Genomic DNA, 17,385 nt, shown 5'->3' with positions numbered 1-17,385 from the left:
GTTCCGGATCTTCATGAGCCAGGGGCGTCAGCGGTAGGGATGGAGGTGGTCGGTGGATCCGATCAGAGCCGGACGGGCGAAACGAGCGGGAGACAGGTGGACGCCCGTGGCGCGTTCGGCAAGGGCCAGAGCGCTGGAGACGGGGTCGTCGAGGAAGTCGGACTGGTCGCCGTTGATGTCCATGCCGAGGTCTTCGACATCCGCCTGGAGCTGGTCAGGGTCGGCCCCCTCCCGGAAACGGTAGGAGTACAGACTGAACGTGGTGATCAAGCGGCCGTCGACAGAGTGGGTGAAGTCCCGGTTATTGATGGTCGCCCGCACCGCGGCCGCGGCTGTGCCCTCCGACAGTTCCCTACCGCAGTTATAGATGATGCCGGCCCAGCCGTATTCGATCAGAGCGGTTCCGCCGTCGGCCGCATAAGCCGCGACACCGAATCCGGATTTCCCTAGAGGTCCCGGGATGACGCCGATGCGTTGCAGGGCCTTCTCGGGGGACAAGTCTCGGACGAAGCCGGCGAAGAGCCATATCTCTCCGACGCCGTCACTGAACTCCTGGCAGAGCCACTTGTAGGCTGCCGCCGTAGCGCTGCTCATTCTCATGCCTTCCCACGAGAGCGATGAACGCGAAGATCATGGCAGCGAGGTCCGACAACCTCACATGTTCAATCCGTGCACTGTCAGCTTTGGAATCATCTACTGACCTTGCTGTCCTGAGCTGGGAAAACGGGGTGCAGGTCAGGGCAGGTCGAGTCCCCGTGAGTGACCGTGGTTCCCCGCCTGTTCTGGCACGCATCTGGCACGGGAAACTCGCTCGTCGTCCATCACTTGACGGCAGCCTGATTGCGCTGCCGCTGATAGCCGATCTTGTCGGTGGCGGAGTCTACGCTTCCCGCCCATGACCAGAGATGAAACTCCTGTCGTGCAGATCAAACAGATGGAGGTGGAGGTGGATTACAGCCAGGCTTACCTCGTGGACGAGGGGTGCGACGTGGGCGGGTTTGACGACGTGCCGAGCCCCCCTGTGGGGATCATCCGCGTGGAGGAAGGCAGTGCCCTCTTGATTGTGGGCCCTCAGTGGGGACCGGTGGAGTTCACGGTGGCTGTCGCCGATCGGGATCCGGGTGCCGACCTCGATGGCTACGAAGACATCGTCGAGATCAGCTACGAGTCCCCATCGGGCCGGCTTTCGCTACAGGAGTGGGGAGGGGGGAGGACGCATCCTCTTCCTCTACTGCCCGCGGGTCCCGGAACATATCGTTTGCGATACCACATCAGAGGAATGGACGAAGAAATCGCGATTGAAATAGGTGATCACTACTTCCTGCAGATCTGGCCTGAGCCGCCACGCTATCCCACCGTGCTCAAATCTACGAGTTCATCCTTTCAATACTGGCTGAACTCTGAACGATCCAGGCAAACTGGCGCGGAATAGAGCGACCTGCATTATCAGCTTGGGAAGTCTCTAGCGAGGCTGGGTGCTGAGCTAGGAAACGCTGACCTGTTAGGGGGAGCACTCCGAGTGCCCCTGATTCCTTGCGAGTCCCCCTGCCCGACGAGCACCGTGCGGATCGCCCGGCGGCACGGGCGAGGCGCCCGGCCTCCCGCGGCTGACGTCGCCCGCGCCTCCAGCGCCGGCCCGCTGGCGAGGGACGGTGGCTCCGCCGGAACACCGAGCAGGGCGCCGGGCTGTAGGTTGATCGGATGCGTTTCAAGGTGCTGCCCGTGCATCGGCGTCCGAACTTGGCCAACCGTGGGCCAGGCTTCTTCCTGGTGGCGAACGACTGGGACGACTGGTTCACCTATGAGACACAGCACGAGCTGGTCCACATCGACGGCGAGGATCGGCGGACCTCGTTCGGCCAGGTGAAGATCGGCCAGTTCGGGATGGCGGAAGGCCAGCGCAAGCCTAACCTTCCGGAGGAGTTCGAGGAGCTCGACGAGCGGTTTTTCTCCCTGGGACAGGACGTCACCTACTACGCGGAACTCGGCGAAGCCTGCGGCGAGGACGTCCGGGAGCAGGTCCTGCGCGCCCTGCGGGACATCGCGGTGGACAAAGAACTGTTCCACCGGGCGCTGGCCGAGGATGTCACCGAACGGTCGCTCATGCGGTATGTGCGCCGCCCGACGGTGGAGACGCAGTTCCGCAGGGTCGGCACCGGTGGCGCCGCGACGACGAAGTACCACTTCACCTACACGCCGCCGTCCGAGCGCGGTGGCACGGCACCCACGCCGCTGGAATTCCACGTCATTCCCGGATCGAGGCCGCCCACCAATATCCACGTCCTCATCGGGCGCAACGGCGTGGGCAAATCCTGGACGCAGCACCACATGGCACGGGCCCTGGCCGAACCCGGAGCGAGCCCGGCGGAAGTAGGACACTTCCAGTTCGAGGACGCAAACGAGGACGAGGGGCGGTTCATCAATCTCGTCTCAGTGTCCTTCAGCGCGTTCGACGCCTTCGAACCCATCAGCAAGTCCGACAAGCCTGCGGATTACCCGGACTACGCCTACATCGGCCTCAAGACGATTGCCAGGAACCGTAGCCAATCCCAGGCGAGCAGGCCCCTCAAAGGTAACCCTGCTCTCGCCAAGGAGTTCGGCCAGAGCGTGTACGCCTGCTCCCACGGAGCCCGCCTGGTCCGCTGGCGGCGCGCGCTGCAAACGCTAGAGTCCGACCCGATCTTCAACACCGCGGGGATCGCCGACCTCACCGAGCTCGCCGACGACGAGAAGGCGCTGAAAGCGGAGGCGCTCAGCGTCTTCGGAAAGCTGAGCTCAGGCCACAAGATCGTCCTGTTGACGATCACCCGTCTCGTGGAAAAGGTCGAGGAGCGATCGCTCGTGCTCCTGGACGAGCCGGAGGCGCACTTGCACCCCCCGCTGCTAAGCGCTTTCACCCGTGCGCTGTCCGACCTGCTCGTCAACCGCAACGGTGTGGGGATCATCGCGACGCACTCGCCCGTCATCCTCCAGGAGGTTCCCCGCACCTGTGTCCTGACTGTCCGCAGATCGGGCTGGACGACGACAGTGGACCGGCCCGAGGTGGAGACCTTCGGGGAGAATGTCGGGACGCTCACCCGCGAGGTGTTCGGGCTCGAGGTCACCCAGTCGGGCTTCCACCGCCTGATCGGCGCGGAGGTCGACGCCAGCCTGTCCTACGACAGCATCGTCGCGAAGTTCGATGGCCAGCTGGGCGGAGAAGCCCGCGCCCTCATCCGTGCCCTCATCGCGGTCCGGGACGCCGAAGGCGGCCAGTGACATGTGGCCGATCACCCCCACCGCCCACAGAGCGGCCACCTCCTTCAAGCTATGCATCAGCCGCATCCGCAATCCCGACCTGAAACTCCGGCTGAACGCGTGCACCGGCCTCATCGAGACCGCCGAACAGCTCTACACCACCGCCGCCGCAACCGGCATCCTCCACACCCTGCGACAGGCCGACTTCACACCGGCGCCGCCGACGACCGACGACGAGCTCAAAAGTGTCTACACCAACCGCATGGCCAAGCAGAAGGGCCCAGGCAGGCAGATCTACGACGACATCATCATGACCGCCCCACACGAGCGCTGCCCGCTGTGCGGCCACCGCTCGGTCGCCACCCTCGACCACCACCTGCCCAAAGCCAACTACCCCGCCCTCGCCGTCACCCCCATCAACCTGATCCCCGCCTGCTCCGACTGCAACAAGGCCAAGCTCGACAATGTCCCCGCCACCGCGGAGGAGGAGACCCTCCACCCCTACTTCGACGACATCTCCGGCGACCTATGGCTCACCGCCCGCGTGATTCTCACCGCACCCGCCGCCGTCATGTTCTCCGTTCAGGCGCCATCGCACTGGAGCCCGACTCTGACCAAACGCGTTGAACTCCACTTTCAGACCTTCGGCCTCGGCAAGCTCTACGCCGCTCAAGCCGGTCAAGAGCTTGGGAACATCCGCTTCGGCCTCGGCGAAATTCACGCTGCCGACCCGACCAACGGCGCCGCCCTGGTGCGCGACGAACTCCTGCGCCAAACCCGAACCCGCCGCAAAGCCCACATCAACAGCTGGCAGACCGCCCTGTACCAGGCCCTGGCCGACAGCGACTGGTTCTGCGACGGCGGCTTCGCCTAGAAACATCCCCGTGGACCAGCCACGCGAGACGATCGCTGAGCCCGCAACAACGGACGAGGGCGAAACTGGTCGCCCACGACGTGAGACAAGAGGACAAGACGAGCACTCCTGAGATGCCCTGGCTCACGCCACAGACGATCTGCTGGGGCACCACCATGATTGTCAGCCGGGGAGTCGGTCGGCCGGCGCACCGGCGAGCGGCGTCATCGCCAGGAAGACCACCAGGCCGGCCATCACCACCAGTCCCAAAGTGGTCGCGCCACCGCTTTCGCCGATCAACGCGAAGCTCAGGCCGGGGCCGTCGCCACGGCGTGCGCCTGACGAAAACTCTCCCTGGCTCTGCCCTGTCGAACCCGCCCGCCCCCTGCGCAGTCCGCCGCAGCCGGGGTGGGTTCGGTGAACCGCGCCGGGATTGATAGAGGTGATGGTATGTCCCTGGTCTTGTGGAGGCGGGTTCTTGGATTCTTGTGCCACTCGTTGAGAGGAGAGTGGCATGGGACGGCGTGGTTACCCGCCGGAGTTCCGGCGCAAGGTACTGGATCTCATCGAGGCGGGAAGATCCGGCTTCCACCTCAACCGCCTACGGCCTTTGTGGTGCGACGTCGATCATCCCAGAGCCGAGTATCCCCGCCGGAGGCATAGCGGTTTTCAAGAGGGCTACGTTTCGAGCGGTGACAGTGCCTCTGACCAGCACAGAAGCATCTTTGCTGGCCTTTCTTACAGAAGGTCATCCCGTGCATATACCGCAAGGACTACGTGAGCTGCTTGCGCCGGGCTGCGGCCATCGGATTAAAAGTGGAAGGTGCGTTTCTCTGCTCGTAGCGCTCTGGCCTGGCACTTATCGTGTTGCCTTGCCTCAGTAAGGTAATCCTTGCATACTCCGGATCGTGCACTCCAGCCCACCCTCTGGCCTCAGAGTAGTTTCCAATACTTCAGTCCGCCTGCTCAGGGTGGCCCAGATCAGCCAGGTCCTCGTTGGGCCGGGGCTGAGGAACGAAGTTCTGGACCGTCGACCTGGACGGATGAATTTTCGGCGCCCGCAGGGTGGCCTCGCTTACCGACGAGTGGTCGCAACTTCGGCAGCGGGCCGCATCTGTAACGTCGCGACGAGCCGGTCGAGCTCGGTGTCGTCGGTCCACGGCTCGTCGAGTTGCACAAGGACAGCAACCCTACCCGGCTGGTTGGCTATGATCCCGATGCCGGTCCAGGAAGCGATGCGATCCAGGTGTTTGCGGGCACGGCACCAGGTGAGTAACCTCTCGCGGAGTTGATCAACTGTGTATTCCTTTCCGACGGACATGCCGGTGACACCGAACGAGGAGTGTGAGTCGGTGAACAGGCGGGTCTCGTCGTGTGGGCGCCCGTCGAGTCGGGTACGGCGGGCCAATCTGCGTACCATCGTGGCAATCTGATTCCGGACGTTGCGGTCGCCCTGGTGCAGGTTAAGGGCAGCGGTGGTCCATCCGTCAGCGCGTTCACACTCGAGTTGGGTGATCAGCTCACGGAACGCTTTTGGTGACCATTCCTGCCGCGGTTTCGGTGCCGGCGTCCGGCGCTGCCCTGTTTGGTGCAGGTAGTAGGCGTCCAAGGGGTCGGTCATGGATAGCGTGAAGAACCCGGTGGTGGGGTTGCCGTCCTGGTCGACGTGATCACCCATGTACAGGCCCTGGTCGAGGAACATCATGAACAGGTCGAGTTCCTCGGATGCGGTGATCATATCGAGGTTGATCGCCTGCTCATGCTGGTGCAGATAGTGCAGCAGCTGCGCCGGTCCTTCCACGATCTCGCAGATGACCCAGAGGTCGAACAGGCTCACGATCCACGGCAACTCGCGTCGTGACGGCAGGATCCCGGCGTCAACGAACGCGGATGCGCTGCCAGTGACGCTGGTGACGTCTTCCAAGGTGACGGCGATGGGAAAGACCCGTCGCACATGGGCGAAGTCAAACTCGGTCTGGTCTCGACCGCGGACGCGCAGCCGACCGTCGCGGGCCAGCGTGGTACGCAGCCGGTCAGCCTGTTGGACGGTGTCAGCGACGATGCGAGTGAAGTCACGGTTCATCCGCGCCGAATCACCTGAGCGCGCTCGCGGGGTAAGGCTGACGGCCTTGGCCTCTACAGCGAGCGCGACCCGGTCGCACACCAGGAGCGCATCGCTTTCCACAGCGCGTCCGTCAGCGAGTACGAACTCGATGTTGCGGTGCACCTCTTCAGGGCCGAGCCGCTTCTGCAAGGCGGCCACTGCCGCCTCTTCGACCCAGTCACCGCGGTGTTTGGCATAGCGGTCGAAGACCTTGTGCTGCTTGAAGGCGTCCTCAATGAGTTCCCGCAGGCCGAACAGCAGGTTCCCGATGTTGATTGGGAAGTAGCCGACCGCGTGGTCGTGGAGCACGGCCCTGGTTCGCAGCGGATTACGGCCACGGAAGTAGTCCTCGACCAGATCGACTGCCGGCCTGGTACCGAATGGCTGCGAAAACAGCTGAAGTACCGCCTCGATCGCGGAACAATCCTCGCCGAGCATGGTGGCGAGTTGCTCGGCGGTAATGGCGACCCGGCGCCCCAACCGGTCTGACACGATCGCCGCGATCGCTGCGACAGACACGCGCACCCTGTCTAGCCGTTCACGGTCCATCGTCTTGCGACCGTGCCGGGGACGGCGCGTGGCGGCCGAGTCCATAATAACGGGGTCAGCGGCTTGTGGGGCGGCCAGGATGTGCTCCCGGGCGGCGTCCACGCTGTCCCGGTAAGCGTTCTCGATCATCATCTGGAAACCGTCGATGACCTTGAGCGCCTGTTCGATGGTGAAGCCGAGGGTCGTGACAAGCAGGTCCGCCACCGGCGGCTCGCCGAACAGCCCTCGCAGCAGGCGCTCTTGCATGTGCGGGTAGCCCAGGTTGCGCAGCAAGATCTCTCGCTCCACCATGTGATACCGCAACTGCCAGTCAGGCCCGCCGCCGGCGTGCCGCGCAAAGTTCAGCAGATGCCCCGCGTCGATAAGGCGACGAAGGCCTGCGTCCAAATCACGGCAGAGCTGGGCAACCGCCCCGGGGTCCACGATGTCGTCGGATTCGAGTTCGCGGGGCCGCGAGTCGTCGCTCATCGCGTCGGCCGACGGCCGTTCCATCACAAGGAGCGCCGCGAGCTCCACCAACGCCGACAACCCTTCATGCGTGCTCTCCTGGTAATCCTCGGCGTATGCCATGTTCGCACGCTGTAGCCACGCCAGGACGTCGAACGCATGCCAGGAACTCGTCCGCTCGGCCAACTCGGCGACGACCATGTTCATCGTCGCCGTTGTCCGAGTGGCCGCCTCCTCCCACGACTCGGCCTCATTCATTAGGGCCATCAGGGCCTCGGCAGACCGGAGCGCTCGACGCTGGAACACTTCCACTTGCGCGGCTGCGTCAGCATCGGCCAGGCGCCAACCCTTCTGACGGTGTCGAGCTACCCGCTGCCGTCGAGACCTTTTTGCCACGCCAGCAACCTACCTGTGGAGTCCGACATCTCGTCCGCATTATCGCGGTAGTCGGTACATTGGACGTCGTCGCTGTGTGAGTTCGGAGCAGCGTTGCGCCGAAGCGAGCCGATCCTTGGCGAGAACTGGACACCTGAGGCCCTGGGCCTTGCTGGTTCGGGGAGATCGGGAGCATGTTCCGTTGAGGATGAAGAACTACCCGCTGCAGTTTCAAAACGGTGATCTTTAGTCACTCCGGACAGTCCAGTGCAGGTCAGCGGTGCATATAGGGTCACAGCCAGAGCTTCCTGACAAGACCTGCTCTAAAAAATGTCGTAGAGCACTGGCAGTCTATGCGGATGACCCATGTGTAGGCGGGGCTCGACGTCAGGGAGAAGCATGAATGGATGGGACTTACTCAGGACCGTGCCGCCCGATACGGCCGACGAGGTACGGCACGCTCTCGAACAGCCACACCAGCGTTGGTCGAACTCGCAAGACCTCCTGTTCCCTGAAGCCGTCGCCGAGCTCCTGGCGTGGCTGAATGATCCGCGTACCTTCAATGCGGCCTATCACCAAGAGGCGTTCAACTCAGCACTGCGGGGTTATCATGCCGCAGTCAATGAAGGGCTCGGCACGAAGGTTGAGACTGAGCTTCGAGCCGACTTAAATACAGTGAAAACCGAGCTAATGCGGCTCAAACCAGCCGGAAACAGAGCAGCGGCCATCCTCGCTGTGCAGGGCCCGCTGAACAGTCTCAAACATCCTGGAGTGCTTCAGGCTGCCTGGGGAGACCTATGGTCGAAATGCGCTAGGCCCGAGTCGCCAGCGGATGTCATCGCGATCCAGCGCGACCTGTTCCTGTCGCTCGCTCGACTTACCGGTCATGATCTCACCCGGTTAACCGATGCGCTCAAAGGGGTTCTTGCGAACCACCGATGGGACGTACAAAGGGTATGTGATGCTGTCGACGTTCCTACTCCTTGGGAAGACGATACGGACAGTGAGTCTGCGCAGGTATGCTTGAAAGTCAAGGAGCGAAAGGCACTGTGTGAGCACTTCCTTGCCTTTCCTCCGCAACCCAGTTCGCACGTAGTAATGCTAGCTTACGAGAAAGCGAGTCTTGCCCGAAAGATCGTCGATTCCCTCGGAGACATTACATTCTTCATGAGCGAGTATGTGCCTGATGATCCTCACGCGACCTCAACAAAGTTCAGCGGCCACTGTAAGGAATGGACCCCGACCGACGGCCAATTCCTCGCGCACATGCCACATAAGGTCGGCACCGTTAACATTCGAATACTCTTGCCAACTGGTATCTACACCGACCCCGTCGCGGCGGCCCGCGCTCGCATAGATGCCCTAGTCGCGATCGGGAAGTTTTACGCCCAAATACCTGGTGAGTATTGGCAGAGCACTCCCGGCCATAAACGCATCTCCGACTGGGTGCACAGTGAGCACCTCATCAAAACCACCAAATATACGCAAGCCTCGCTCGACCACGGTCGCCAGGCAGCGATTTACGCGCAGATGGCGGCCTTCTGGAAGAAGATCGACGGAACAGTGGCCATCGATGACAGTCGGCTAGTCGAGGCGGTGGAATTGCTGCACTGGTGGCAGGCCGCTAAAGAACAGTCACATCTTGCTCAGGTGATGGCAAGCGTGCGCGTGGTCGAAATCGCAGCTTCCCGAATTGGCACTGCGAAGTGGGTTGACCACCTCACCACTTACCTGAAGCCAGCTTGGTTGGCCCTGTCCATCCATCGAAGTTTTGACCGCGCCCTTAGGGAAGGCGCCGGAGGCGACCCCACAGGGTTGCCCGCCAAGGATCGCGCGTCACTTTTAGCCATCAAAGACGAGACACTCAAATCCCATGAATTCGGCTACATCGAAATTATCCCGGGGTCTACGCAGGCTGCCCTGACAGGGTTGCTCGATCTTTATCCAGAGCACCACCAAACGGCACGGCGCCTTCGAACCCTGGCAAAAAGGCTGGACAACCCACAGACGTTCAAGCGTTGGCACGCGCAGCTTGAAAATCAATGGAACAGCCTAATTGATCGTTTGATGAGAATCCGTAACGCGATCACCCATGGCGGTCCTACGACACTTGAAGCCGCCCAGTCCATCGCTTCCTTCGGTATGCAATTGAGTGCCTGGACAGTACAGATAGCACTTGAGTCGGCTCTGGCCAACACCGACCTTACTGTTGCCCATGAAAAATTCAACAATGACAACAAAGACCTGTTGTGCAGGATGCACCGGGCGGCGAAGCCTGGCGATGTGATCCATAAGTCGGCTGTGCCACCATTACTTCCCCCATGAGTAGTTGTGGCTACGACATAACCGGACTTCAAGTAAATGGTACGCATGAGCGGACCCCGAAGGGTGTTTGATATCTGACCATTGGTACGGCGGGGAAAAGCCAGTCGCTGGCAGCTCTAGCTAGCTTCCTCGCCGTCCTGACAAGGTGCCATAAATACCGAAATGATCAGCCCGTCATACTGCTCACTGTATTTCGAAAACATCGAAATGAGGGAATTACCTTGCGACACATGCTCCTTTATATACATCGCCACTGGTATTCGGTGAGCTGGGGCTGAGGAACGAAGTCCTAGTACTCCAGCCGCACATCGGGATCTCGTCGGGGCTGGTGGTGTTGTACGGACGTAGCTATGTGCGTACGTAGGCACTACAAAGGGGAACGGCCACCGCTGTGATCATTCAGGTGTGATGGATCTGAAGATCGTGCGGTGGCCGCGTTGGCCAGAGTAGAACACCCGAGCATTGCCCGTCTGCACGCTGGTCTGGAGGATGCGTTCGCCCGCGTCGCAGGCCGGTTCCGGCGGCGGGAAGTGCGTCTGCGCGCCCGCGCCTGCATCCAGGGACTGCTGTCCGGCGTGGAGCGCAAGAGCGGCTGGTCGTTGGCCGAGTACGCCGGTGAGGCCACCCCGGACGGGATGCAACGGCTGCTGATCACGGCGAGGTGGGACGTCGACGGTGCACGTGATGACGTCCGCGACTATGTGATCGACCACCTGGGTGCCGCCGACGGCGTGCTGATCGGCGACGACACCGGCTTTGAGAAGAAGGGCCGATGTTCGGCCGGGGTCCAGCGGCAATACACCGGCACCGTCGGAAAGATCACCAACTGTCAGATCGGGGTGTTCCTCGGCTACGCCACGCCCCGCGGACATGCCCTGCTGGACCGGGAGCTCTACCTGCCCCGCGCCTCGTGGATCGCCGACGCCGACCGGTGCGCCACGGCGAAGATCCCCCAAGAGGTGGGGTTCGCCACCAAACCGCAACTGCTGCAGGCAATGATCGAACGGGCGATCGTCGCCGGGGTGCCGTTTTCCTGGGTGACGGCCGATGAGGCCTACGGCGACAACGGCCCCTTGCGCCGTTTCCTGGAAGACCAGCGGCTCAGCTACGTACTGTCCGTGGCCTGTGACCACCAGATCACCACCGGCACGGGCAAGGCCCGCGCCGACGTCATCGCCAAGAGGCTTCCCAAGCCCGCATGGCAGCGCCTGTCGTGCGGCAACGGCGCCAAAGGGACGCGGCGCTATGACGGGGCACTGATCGCCACCACCGGCCCCGCCCACCGTCTGCTGATCCGCCGCTCCATCGCCAAGCCGACCGAGCTGGCCTTCTATCTGTGCCACACCCCGGCCCCGGTGCCGCTGGGCCACCTGGTGGCCGTCGCCGGCATCCGCTGGACGATCGAGGAATGCTTCCAGACCGGCAAGAACGAAGCCGCCTTCGACCACTACCAGGTCCGGCTCTATCCGGCCTGGTATCGGTACATGACGCTGGCCATGCTGGCACTGGCCTTCCTGGCCGTCACCCGGGCCGCCCTCGGTGACGAATCAGGCCTGCCTGACCGAGCCGAGCGAACTCGGCTTCCAGGCGATGATGCCGGACCCGCCGGTCAATCGATCGCAGTCTCCGCCAATGAGATCCGCCGTCTGTTCGCGTCGTTGACCCGTCCGCCTATCGACGAGCACCATATCCGGGAGTGGTTCCTCTGGCGTCTACGTCATCAAACGCGCGCCCGGCGAGCCCACTACCAGCGGCAACGCCTCAAAGATCACTAAGTACGGCTGGAGTACTAGAGCAGGCCATCGCCCGAGGTGCTGGACGCTGGCCCCGCTCTTTCACCGGTGGTTCGCCGACAGAGAGCCGAACACCTGCCATGTGCCCCGACCCACGGCGATCGTGTGCCGCCGTCATCGAGTACGCCGCCCACCGCGTCCACACCCTCGGCACCACCGAGATCACCCAACGTTGTCGCGATCTCGTCATGGCTCCGCGGGACGCGGGCGACAAGGCCAGACCCCTCCCCCCACGATCGGGACACCGAGTTCACCGCGGTCACCACCCGGGCTTCCGGGTGGTCGTCACCCGTCACGCTCAACGGTCCCCCTCCGCCGCCGGAACGGTTTCCTGCCAGGAGAAATCCCGCGTCCCGTTTCCCTCCCGGGGGCGGGGTAAGTGGCCCGGCATGCGCTATCACGTTCTGGCCTGTGACTACGACGGGACGCTGGCCACCGAGGGCCGCGTCGACGACGACACCCTGGACGCGCTCGAACGCCTCGCCCGCTCGGGGCGGCGGCTGGTCATGGTGACCGGCAGGGAGATCGAATCACTCACCCGGGACTTCGAGCGGCTGGACCTGTTCGACCTGGTCGTCGCCGAGAACGGGGCCGTGCTCTACCACCCCGGCGAGCAGGAGAGCACGTCCCTCGCGGAGGCGCCGCCCGAGGCGTTCGTCGAGCGCCTGCGCGAGCTGGGCGTGGAACCGCTCGGCGTCGGCTCGGTGATCGTGGCCACCTCCGAACCCCACGCCGAGACCGTGCTCGACACCATCCGCGAGCTCGGCCTGGAGATGCAGGTGATCTTCAACAAGGGCGCGGTGATGGTCCTGCCCTCGGGGGTGAACAAGGCCACCGGCCTGGCCGCCGCCCTAGCCGAGCTGGAGATGTCGGCGCACAGCACGGTAGGCGTGGGCGACGCAGAGAACGACCACGCGTTCCTGGCCGCCTGTGAGTGCGCGGTGGCGGTGGCCAACGCGCTCCCCGCCGTCAAGGAACGCTGTGACCTGGTGACCGAGCACGAGCGCAGCGCCGGGGTCGTCGAGCTGGTCGACCGGCTCACGGAGAACGACCTGGCCGACGTGGACGTGACGCGCCACCGCCTGCTGCTGGGCACCGGCGACGCCGGGGAGGTGCGCTTCCCGCCGTACGGCATGCGCGTGCTGGTCGCCGGGCCCTCGCACAGCGGCAAGTCCACCGTCACCGCCGCGCTGCTGGAGCGGATCACCGGGGCCGGCTACCAGTTCTGCCTGATCGACCCCGAGGGCGACTACACCGACGGGGTCGAGGGCGCGTCCGTGCTCGGCGACGTCCGGCGCGCGCCCACCCAGGAGGAGATCCTCCAGGTGCTGCGAGACCCCGGGCAGAGCGTCGTGGTCAACCTGCTGGGGGTGCCCCTCGACGACCGGCCCGGTTTCTTCCAGGACTTCCTGCCCCGCCTGTCGGCACTGCCGGCCGGTTCCGGGCACCCGCACTGGCTGGTGGTCGACGAGGCCCACCACATGATGCCCGACGGGTTCAGGCTGCAGTCGGTGGAGATGCTCCGCGAGATAGGCGGGATCCTGCTGGTCACCGTGCATCCCGAGGCGGTCAGCGAGGCGGTCGTCCAGACCCTCAACACGGTCGTCGCGGTCGGGGACGAACCGGGCGGCGTCCTGGGCGCGTTCGCCGCCGCCACCGGCCACGACGCTCCCGGCGGGGACCTTCCCGACCTGCCGACCGGGGACCTGCTGTTCTGGGAGCTCGGCGGCGAGCCGGTCAGGGTACGGCTGGCACCGCCCGAGGAGGAACGCCAGAGGCACCGCCGCAAGTACGCGGCCGGAGAGCTCGGGGAGGACGCCAGCTTCTACTTCCGCGGCCCCGACGAGGCCCTGAACCTGCGATGCGGCAACCTGACCGCGTTCTGCCGCATCGCCGACGGCGTCGACGAGGACACCTGGAACCACCACCTGCACCGGGGCGACTACTCACGATGGCTGGCCGACAGCGTCAAGGACGAGGAACTGTCGGCCGAGGTGGCCGAGGTCGAGCGGGACCCCGGCGACTCCGCCGACGACGCCAGGAGGCGGGTGCGCGAGCTCATCGAGGCCCGCTACACCGCCCCCGCCGAACCGAGCGGAATGGTGTGACTCCCCCGCCGGACCTGTGTGAGGGCCCGCCCGCGTGGGGCTGTGTTCGCGTCGGCCCACGCCGCGCGGGCGTGCCACACATGGCCATTTAGATTAAATGTATATTATCGCGGTAAAATCCATCCCCGCTTATTCCGCTCCATGAAACAGGCGCCCGCCGGGGCTTTTCTGGCCACAATTGGACAGGCAGCGCACTTTCCCCGCCACGCCCGGTCAGGGCACATAATCCTTTGTTCCGCACATACGCCCTGGTGGTGCCGGGCGCGGCGCGTGGCCGTAATTCCTCGGCTCTTCGCATCAAATAGACGTACGCTAAAAGAATTAACCGGAACGACATCGCCATATCTTGATCCGGGCCAATTCTCGTGTGAGGATGCGGAAGACCGATCCGACAGCCGCTTCCGCTCCGGCCGGAAAGACATAAGCAGAGGGCGAATTCCGGCGCCACCAGATCGGGAAAGTCATCACAATCGCATTTCAAGGAGGTGCGAATCTCTCGAAGGACGGCCGCCGATTTCCCGAGCGCCATGCGTACGTGCTGGGCGACCCCCGCGGACCGGTGCGAACCCGCGCCTGTCCGTGCCCATTCACGTCCACCTGGTCATCGGCGAGGTGACAGGCCGGACGCCGGGAAGTCCCAGGGGCGACGGCCGTCCTTCGAGTCACGTGTCCGGGCTTGTCGTCAAAAACAAGACAACCTGATCGCGCCCGGTTGCTCACACTCCAGGTGTCGGGCCACGGCGTCAGGCAAGGATGACCGAAGGCCGTACATGACCTCGAAGCGCGTCAGGGACGTTCCCGCGCCTCGTGCACCGCCCGTTGCTCCGCCCGCGCCTGACGCTCCCACTCCTCGTTGCCCAGCCGCTCGGCGAGGGTCGTCGCCTCGGAGACGAAGCCGAGGGCGTCGTCGAGCCGGCCCAGCAGCCGGCAGGCCCGCGACAGCCAGGTGAGACAGTGCAGCTGGCCGATGAGGTAGTCGGTCGTACGCAGCAGTGCCAGGGCCGCCTCCAGGTGGTGCCGCGCGGCCTTCGGGTCGTTGTCCCGCAGGTGCAGCTCGCCGAGGATCCTGTGGACGGTGCCCTGATGGGTGAGGTCGCCCTCGCGCTCGGCGTTCTCCAGCGCCTCGGTCAGTGCCCGCGCCGCCTCCCGCACACCGCCCAGTTCCTGGTGGGCGGTGCCTTTAATGATGAGGGCGTAGCGTACGCCCACCGCGCTGCCGATCCGCCGGGCTATGCGGAGCTGGCACTCGGCGTAGTACAGGACCCGGTCGTAGCGCTTCCACTGGACGTGGAGGTTGGCCAGGTTGCCCAGCGCGCGCTGCTCGCCGAAGAGGTCCTCCCGTTTCGCGCACAGCGTCAGCTGTCTCTCCATGTACGCGGCGGCCTCGTCCAGCTGCCGCCGCGCCTGCAGTCCGCCCGCCACGTGGCCGAGGGCCTCGGCGGCGATCGCCTCGTCGTCCAGGCGCCGGCTCACGTTCAGTGCCTGCTGGTTGAGGGAGATGAGGTCGTTCGTCCGATGGCCGAAGCGCTGGTGCCACATCAGGCCGAAGGCGATCGCCACGCCGAGCCGGGCGATCTCCGGGTCGGCGTCGGTCATGGCCTGCGTGGCGGCGGCCGTCAGGTTCGCCTCCTCGTCCGCGAGCCACGCCGCCGCCTCGTCGGCACCGGTCACCTGGTGAGGGAGGACGGAGGACGGGCCGGAGCCGATGTCGGGGGCGGCGGGCTGAACCCGGTGCGGGTCCCGGACCGCGCTGGCGTGCTGTGCCGAGAGCGTGTAGTAGCGCAGCGCGGCGCGCAGGGGCTCACGCGAGGGGAGCTGGCAGGCCAGTTCGGTGGCGTAGAGCCGGACCAGGTCGTGCGGCTGGTAGTGGCCGGGGCGGTCGCGGTCGAGCAGGTGGGCGTCCACCAGCCGCTCCAGGGCGCGCTCGGCCTCCGGCACCGGTGTGCCGAGCAGGGCGGCGGCCACCTCGGCCGTGATGTCGTGCACGTGCAGCAGGCCGAGGAGAGCCAGCGCCCGCGCGGCCGACCGGCTGGACTGACGAGCGCTGTCGCGCAGCGACTGCCAGCTGGCCGACAGGCTGGAGCGGACCGCCAGGTCACCGGCCTCCAGCTCGTGCAGCCGCCCCCGCTCGTCGCGCAGCCGGGCGACCAGTGCCGACACCGGCCAGTCCGGGCGGCCGGTCAGCCGCGCCCCGGCGATGCGCAGTGCCAGCGGCAGTCCGTCGCACAACCGGACCAGGTCCGCCGTCGCGCCAGGGTCCGCGGCGACCCGTTCGGCACCGGCCAGCTTGGCCAGCACGGCGACGGCCTCGGCGTGCGACATCCGGCTCAGGCGCCGCTGGACGCAGTCGTCGCCGGAGACCATGCTCTCCCGGCTGGTCACCAGCAGGCACGTGCCGTGGGGCGCCGACAGCAGCGGCTGGATCTGGCCGAGGTCGACCGCGTCGTCCAGCACCACCAGCATGCGTTTGGCGTGCAGCCGGCTGCGCCACAGGGCCGCGGCCTCGTCCACGTCCGACGGCACCGCCTGGGGCGGCACGCCCAGCGCGCGCAGGAACCGGCCCAGCACCTCATGGGCCGACAGATGGGGCACGCCCGGCGTCGCCCCCCTGAGGTTGACGAACAGCTGCCCGTCCGGAAAACGGTCCTTGACCTGGTGCGCGATCCGTACGGCCAGAGCGGACTTGCCGATGCCGGGGGCGCCGGACACCACGACCAGCGGCGGCGGGACGGCGCCGTCCCGGGGAGTGAGCACCGCCCGCAGCCGGACGGACTCCTCGACGCGGCCGACGAACCCGATCAGGTCGGAGGGCAGCTGACGTGGCGGCGGCGGCCGCGTCTCGGCGGCGAGGTGAAAGATGCGCCGGTGGCAGGCGCGCAACCCCGGGCCGGGGTCCACGCCCAGCTCCTCCGACAGGATCCGCCGTCCCTCCTCGAACACCTCCAGGGCCTCCGCCTGGCGGTCGCATCGGTGCAGCGCGAGCATGAGCAGCTCGCGGACCTTCTCGCGAAGAGGGTGCTGACGTGTCAGATCCTGGAGGAAGGGGATCGCCTCCTTCGGCCGTGACAGGCCCAGGAGCACCTCGGCGCGCCGCTCCAGGGCGGCGAGGCGGCCTTCGTGCAGGCCCGCGCGCTCGGACTCCGCGAACGGGCCGGGAATCCCCGCCAGCGCCTGGCCGTTCCACAGCCGCAGCGCCAGGTCGAGGCAGCGCAGCTCGCCTTCGAGGTCCCCCGAGTCCTGGGAACGGCGGGAGGCGTCCATGTGGTCGGCGAAGGCGCCCACGTCGGTCTGCCGGGGATGCAGCCGAAGTATGTAGCCGGCCGCGGTACGGGCCAGCAGGGTGGAGTGCTCGTGGCGGCCCCGGCCGGGTTCGAGCGCCCGCCGCAGGCCCGCGACATAGGTGTAGACGCTCTGCGACGCGGTGGAGGGCGGCCCGTCACCCCACAGGGCGTCGATCAACTGGCTCGGCGCCACCACTCGCCCGGGGGGCAGGGCCAGCACGGCCATGATCGCCTGTTGACGCGGCGGGCCGAGGTTGAGATCCATCCCGTCCTGGGATCCCGTCACGGGCCCAAGAAGGCGAATGAAGGTTCC

Annotated in this window: 10 protein-coding genes; 6 read left to right on the top strand and 4 right to left on the bottom strand. The window is 65.4% G+C overall.

Annotation, left to right across the window (positions count from 1 at the left end; all coding sequences use genetic code 11):
• Window positions 1-27 precede the first annotated feature (27 nt).
• The gene (locus ACW9TB_RS12665) at window positions 28-600 is read right to left on the bottom strand and encodes a DUF6461 domain-containing protein (protein ID WP_472748165.1); all 573 of its coding nucleotides are present in this window, start codon (window positions 598-600) and stop codon (window positions 28-30) included.
• A 295-nt stretch (window positions 601-895) separates the two neighbouring features.
• Here ACW9TB_RS12665 and ACW9TB_RS12660 point away from each other — a divergent pair, with 295 nt between their 5' ends.
• The 3 genes from ACW9TB_RS12660 (at window position 896) to ACW9TB_RS12650 (ending at window position 4,111) form a co-directional block, all read left to right on the top strand.
• The gene (locus ACW9TB_RS12660; RefSeq protein WP_472748164.1) at window positions 896-1,432 is read left to right on the top strand and encodes a hypothetical protein; all 537 of its coding nucleotides are present in this window, start codon (window positions 896-898) and stop codon (window positions 1,430-1,432) included.
• A 269-nt stretch (window positions 1,433-1,701) separates the two neighbouring features.
• Window positions 1,702-3,258, top strand: coding sequence for an AAA family ATPase (locus ACW9TB_RS12655; protein ID WP_472748163.1), 1,557 nt, complete (start codon window positions 1,702-1,704; stop codon window positions 3,256-3,258).
• Window position 3,259: 1 nt separating this feature from the next.
• On the top strand, window positions 3,260-4,111 hold the full coding sequence (locus ACW9TB_RS12650; protein ID WP_472748162.1) for an HNH endonuclease: 852 nt from the start codon (window positions 3,260-3,262) through the stop codon (window positions 4,109-4,111).
• A gap of 162 nt (window positions 4,112-4,273) precedes the next feature.
• Here ACW9TB_RS12650 and ACW9TB_RS12645 read toward each other — a convergent pair whose 3' ends face one another.
• Both ACW9TB_RS12645 and ACW9TB_RS12640 read right to left on the bottom strand, forming a co-directional pair.
• The gene (locus ACW9TB_RS12645; protein ID WP_472748161.1) at window positions 4,274-4,585 is read right to left on the bottom strand and encodes a hypothetical protein; all 312 of its coding nucleotides are present in this window, start codon (window positions 4,583-4,585) and stop codon (window positions 4,274-4,276) included.
• Window positions 4,586-5,165: 580 nt separating this feature from the next.
• Window positions 5,166-7,397, bottom strand: a complete 2,232-nt coding sequence (locus ACW9TB_RS12640) for a hypothetical protein (protein WP_472748160.1) — start codon at window positions 7,395-7,397, stop codon at window positions 5,166-5,168.
• Window positions 7,398-7,964: 567 nt separating this feature from the next.
• On the opposite strand from ACW9TB_RS12640, the gene ACW9TB_RS12635 reads away from it, so the two are divergent.
• The 3 genes from ACW9TB_RS12635 to ACW9TB_RS12625 all read left to right on the top strand — a co-directional run bounded on the left by ACW9TB_RS12635 (window position 7,965) and on the right by ACW9TB_RS12625 (window position 13,791).
• Window positions 7,965-9,890 carry a hypothetical protein gene (locus ACW9TB_RS12635; RefSeq protein WP_472748159.1) on the top strand — a complete coding sequence of 642 codons (1,926 nt, stop codon included), beginning with the start codon at window positions 7,965-7,967 and terminating at the stop codon, window positions 9,888-9,890.
• A gap of 461 nt (window positions 9,891-10,351) precedes the next feature.
• On the top strand, window positions 10,352-11,665 hold the full coding sequence (locus tag ACW9TB_RS12630; RefSeq protein WP_472748242.1) for an IS701 family transposase: 1,314 nt from the start codon (window positions 10,352-10,354) through the stop codon (window positions 11,663-11,665).
• A gap of 407 nt (window positions 11,666-12,072) precedes the next feature.
• Window positions 12,073-13,791, top strand: coding sequence for an HAD family hydrolase (locus ACW9TB_RS12625; RefSeq protein ID WP_472748158.1), 1,719 nt, complete (start codon window positions 12,073-12,075; stop codon window positions 13,789-13,791).
• 786 nt (window positions 13,792-14,577) lie between these two features.
• On the opposite strand, the gene ACW9TB_RS12620 is transcribed toward ACW9TB_RS12625, so the two are convergent.
• The gene (locus ACW9TB_RS12620) at window positions 14,578-17,358 is read right to left on the bottom strand and encodes an AfsR/SARP family transcriptional regulator (protein WP_472748157.1); all 2,781 of its coding nucleotides are present in this window, start codon (window positions 17,356-17,358) and stop codon (window positions 14,578-14,580) included.
• Window positions 17,359-17,385 lie beyond the last annotated feature (27 nt).

The sequence above is a fragment of the Streptosporangium sp. H13245 genome, from assembly GCF_055690525.1.
Note: the sequence above shows the minus strand (reverse complement) of the source record. Positions and strands in the feature narration are given on the sequence as shown.

Bases quoted from the DNA above. Each gene is read 5' to 3' on its own strand.
- ACW9TB_RS12655 (WP_472748163.1), top strand. From the start codon at position 1,702: ATGCGTTTCAAGGTGCTGCCCGTGCATCGGCGTCCGAACTTGGCCAAC.
- ACW9TB_RS12650 (WP_472748162.1), top strand. From the start codon at position 3,260: ATGTGGCCGATCACCCCCACCGCCCACAGAGCGGCCACCTCCTTCAAG.
- ACW9TB_RS12665 (WP_472748165.1), bottom strand. From the start codon at position 600: ATGAGAATGAGCAGCGCTACGGCGGCAGCCTACAAGTGGCTCTGCCAG.
- ACW9TB_RS12625 (WP_472748158.1), top strand. From the start codon at position 12,073: ATGCGCTATCACGTTCTGGCCTGTGACTACGACGGGACGCTGGCCACC.
- ACW9TB_RS12640 (WP_472748160.1), bottom strand. From the start codon at position 7,397: ATGAACATGGTCGTCGCCGAGTTGGCCGAGCGGACGAGTTCCTGGCAT.
- ACW9TB_RS12660 (WP_472748164.1), top strand. From the start codon at position 896: ATGACCAGAGATGAAACTCCTGTCGTGCAGATCAAACAGATGGAGGTG.
- ACW9TB_RS12635 (WP_472748159.1), top strand. From the start codon at position 7,965: ATGAATGGATGGGACTTACTCAGGACCGTGCCGCCCGATACGGCCGAC.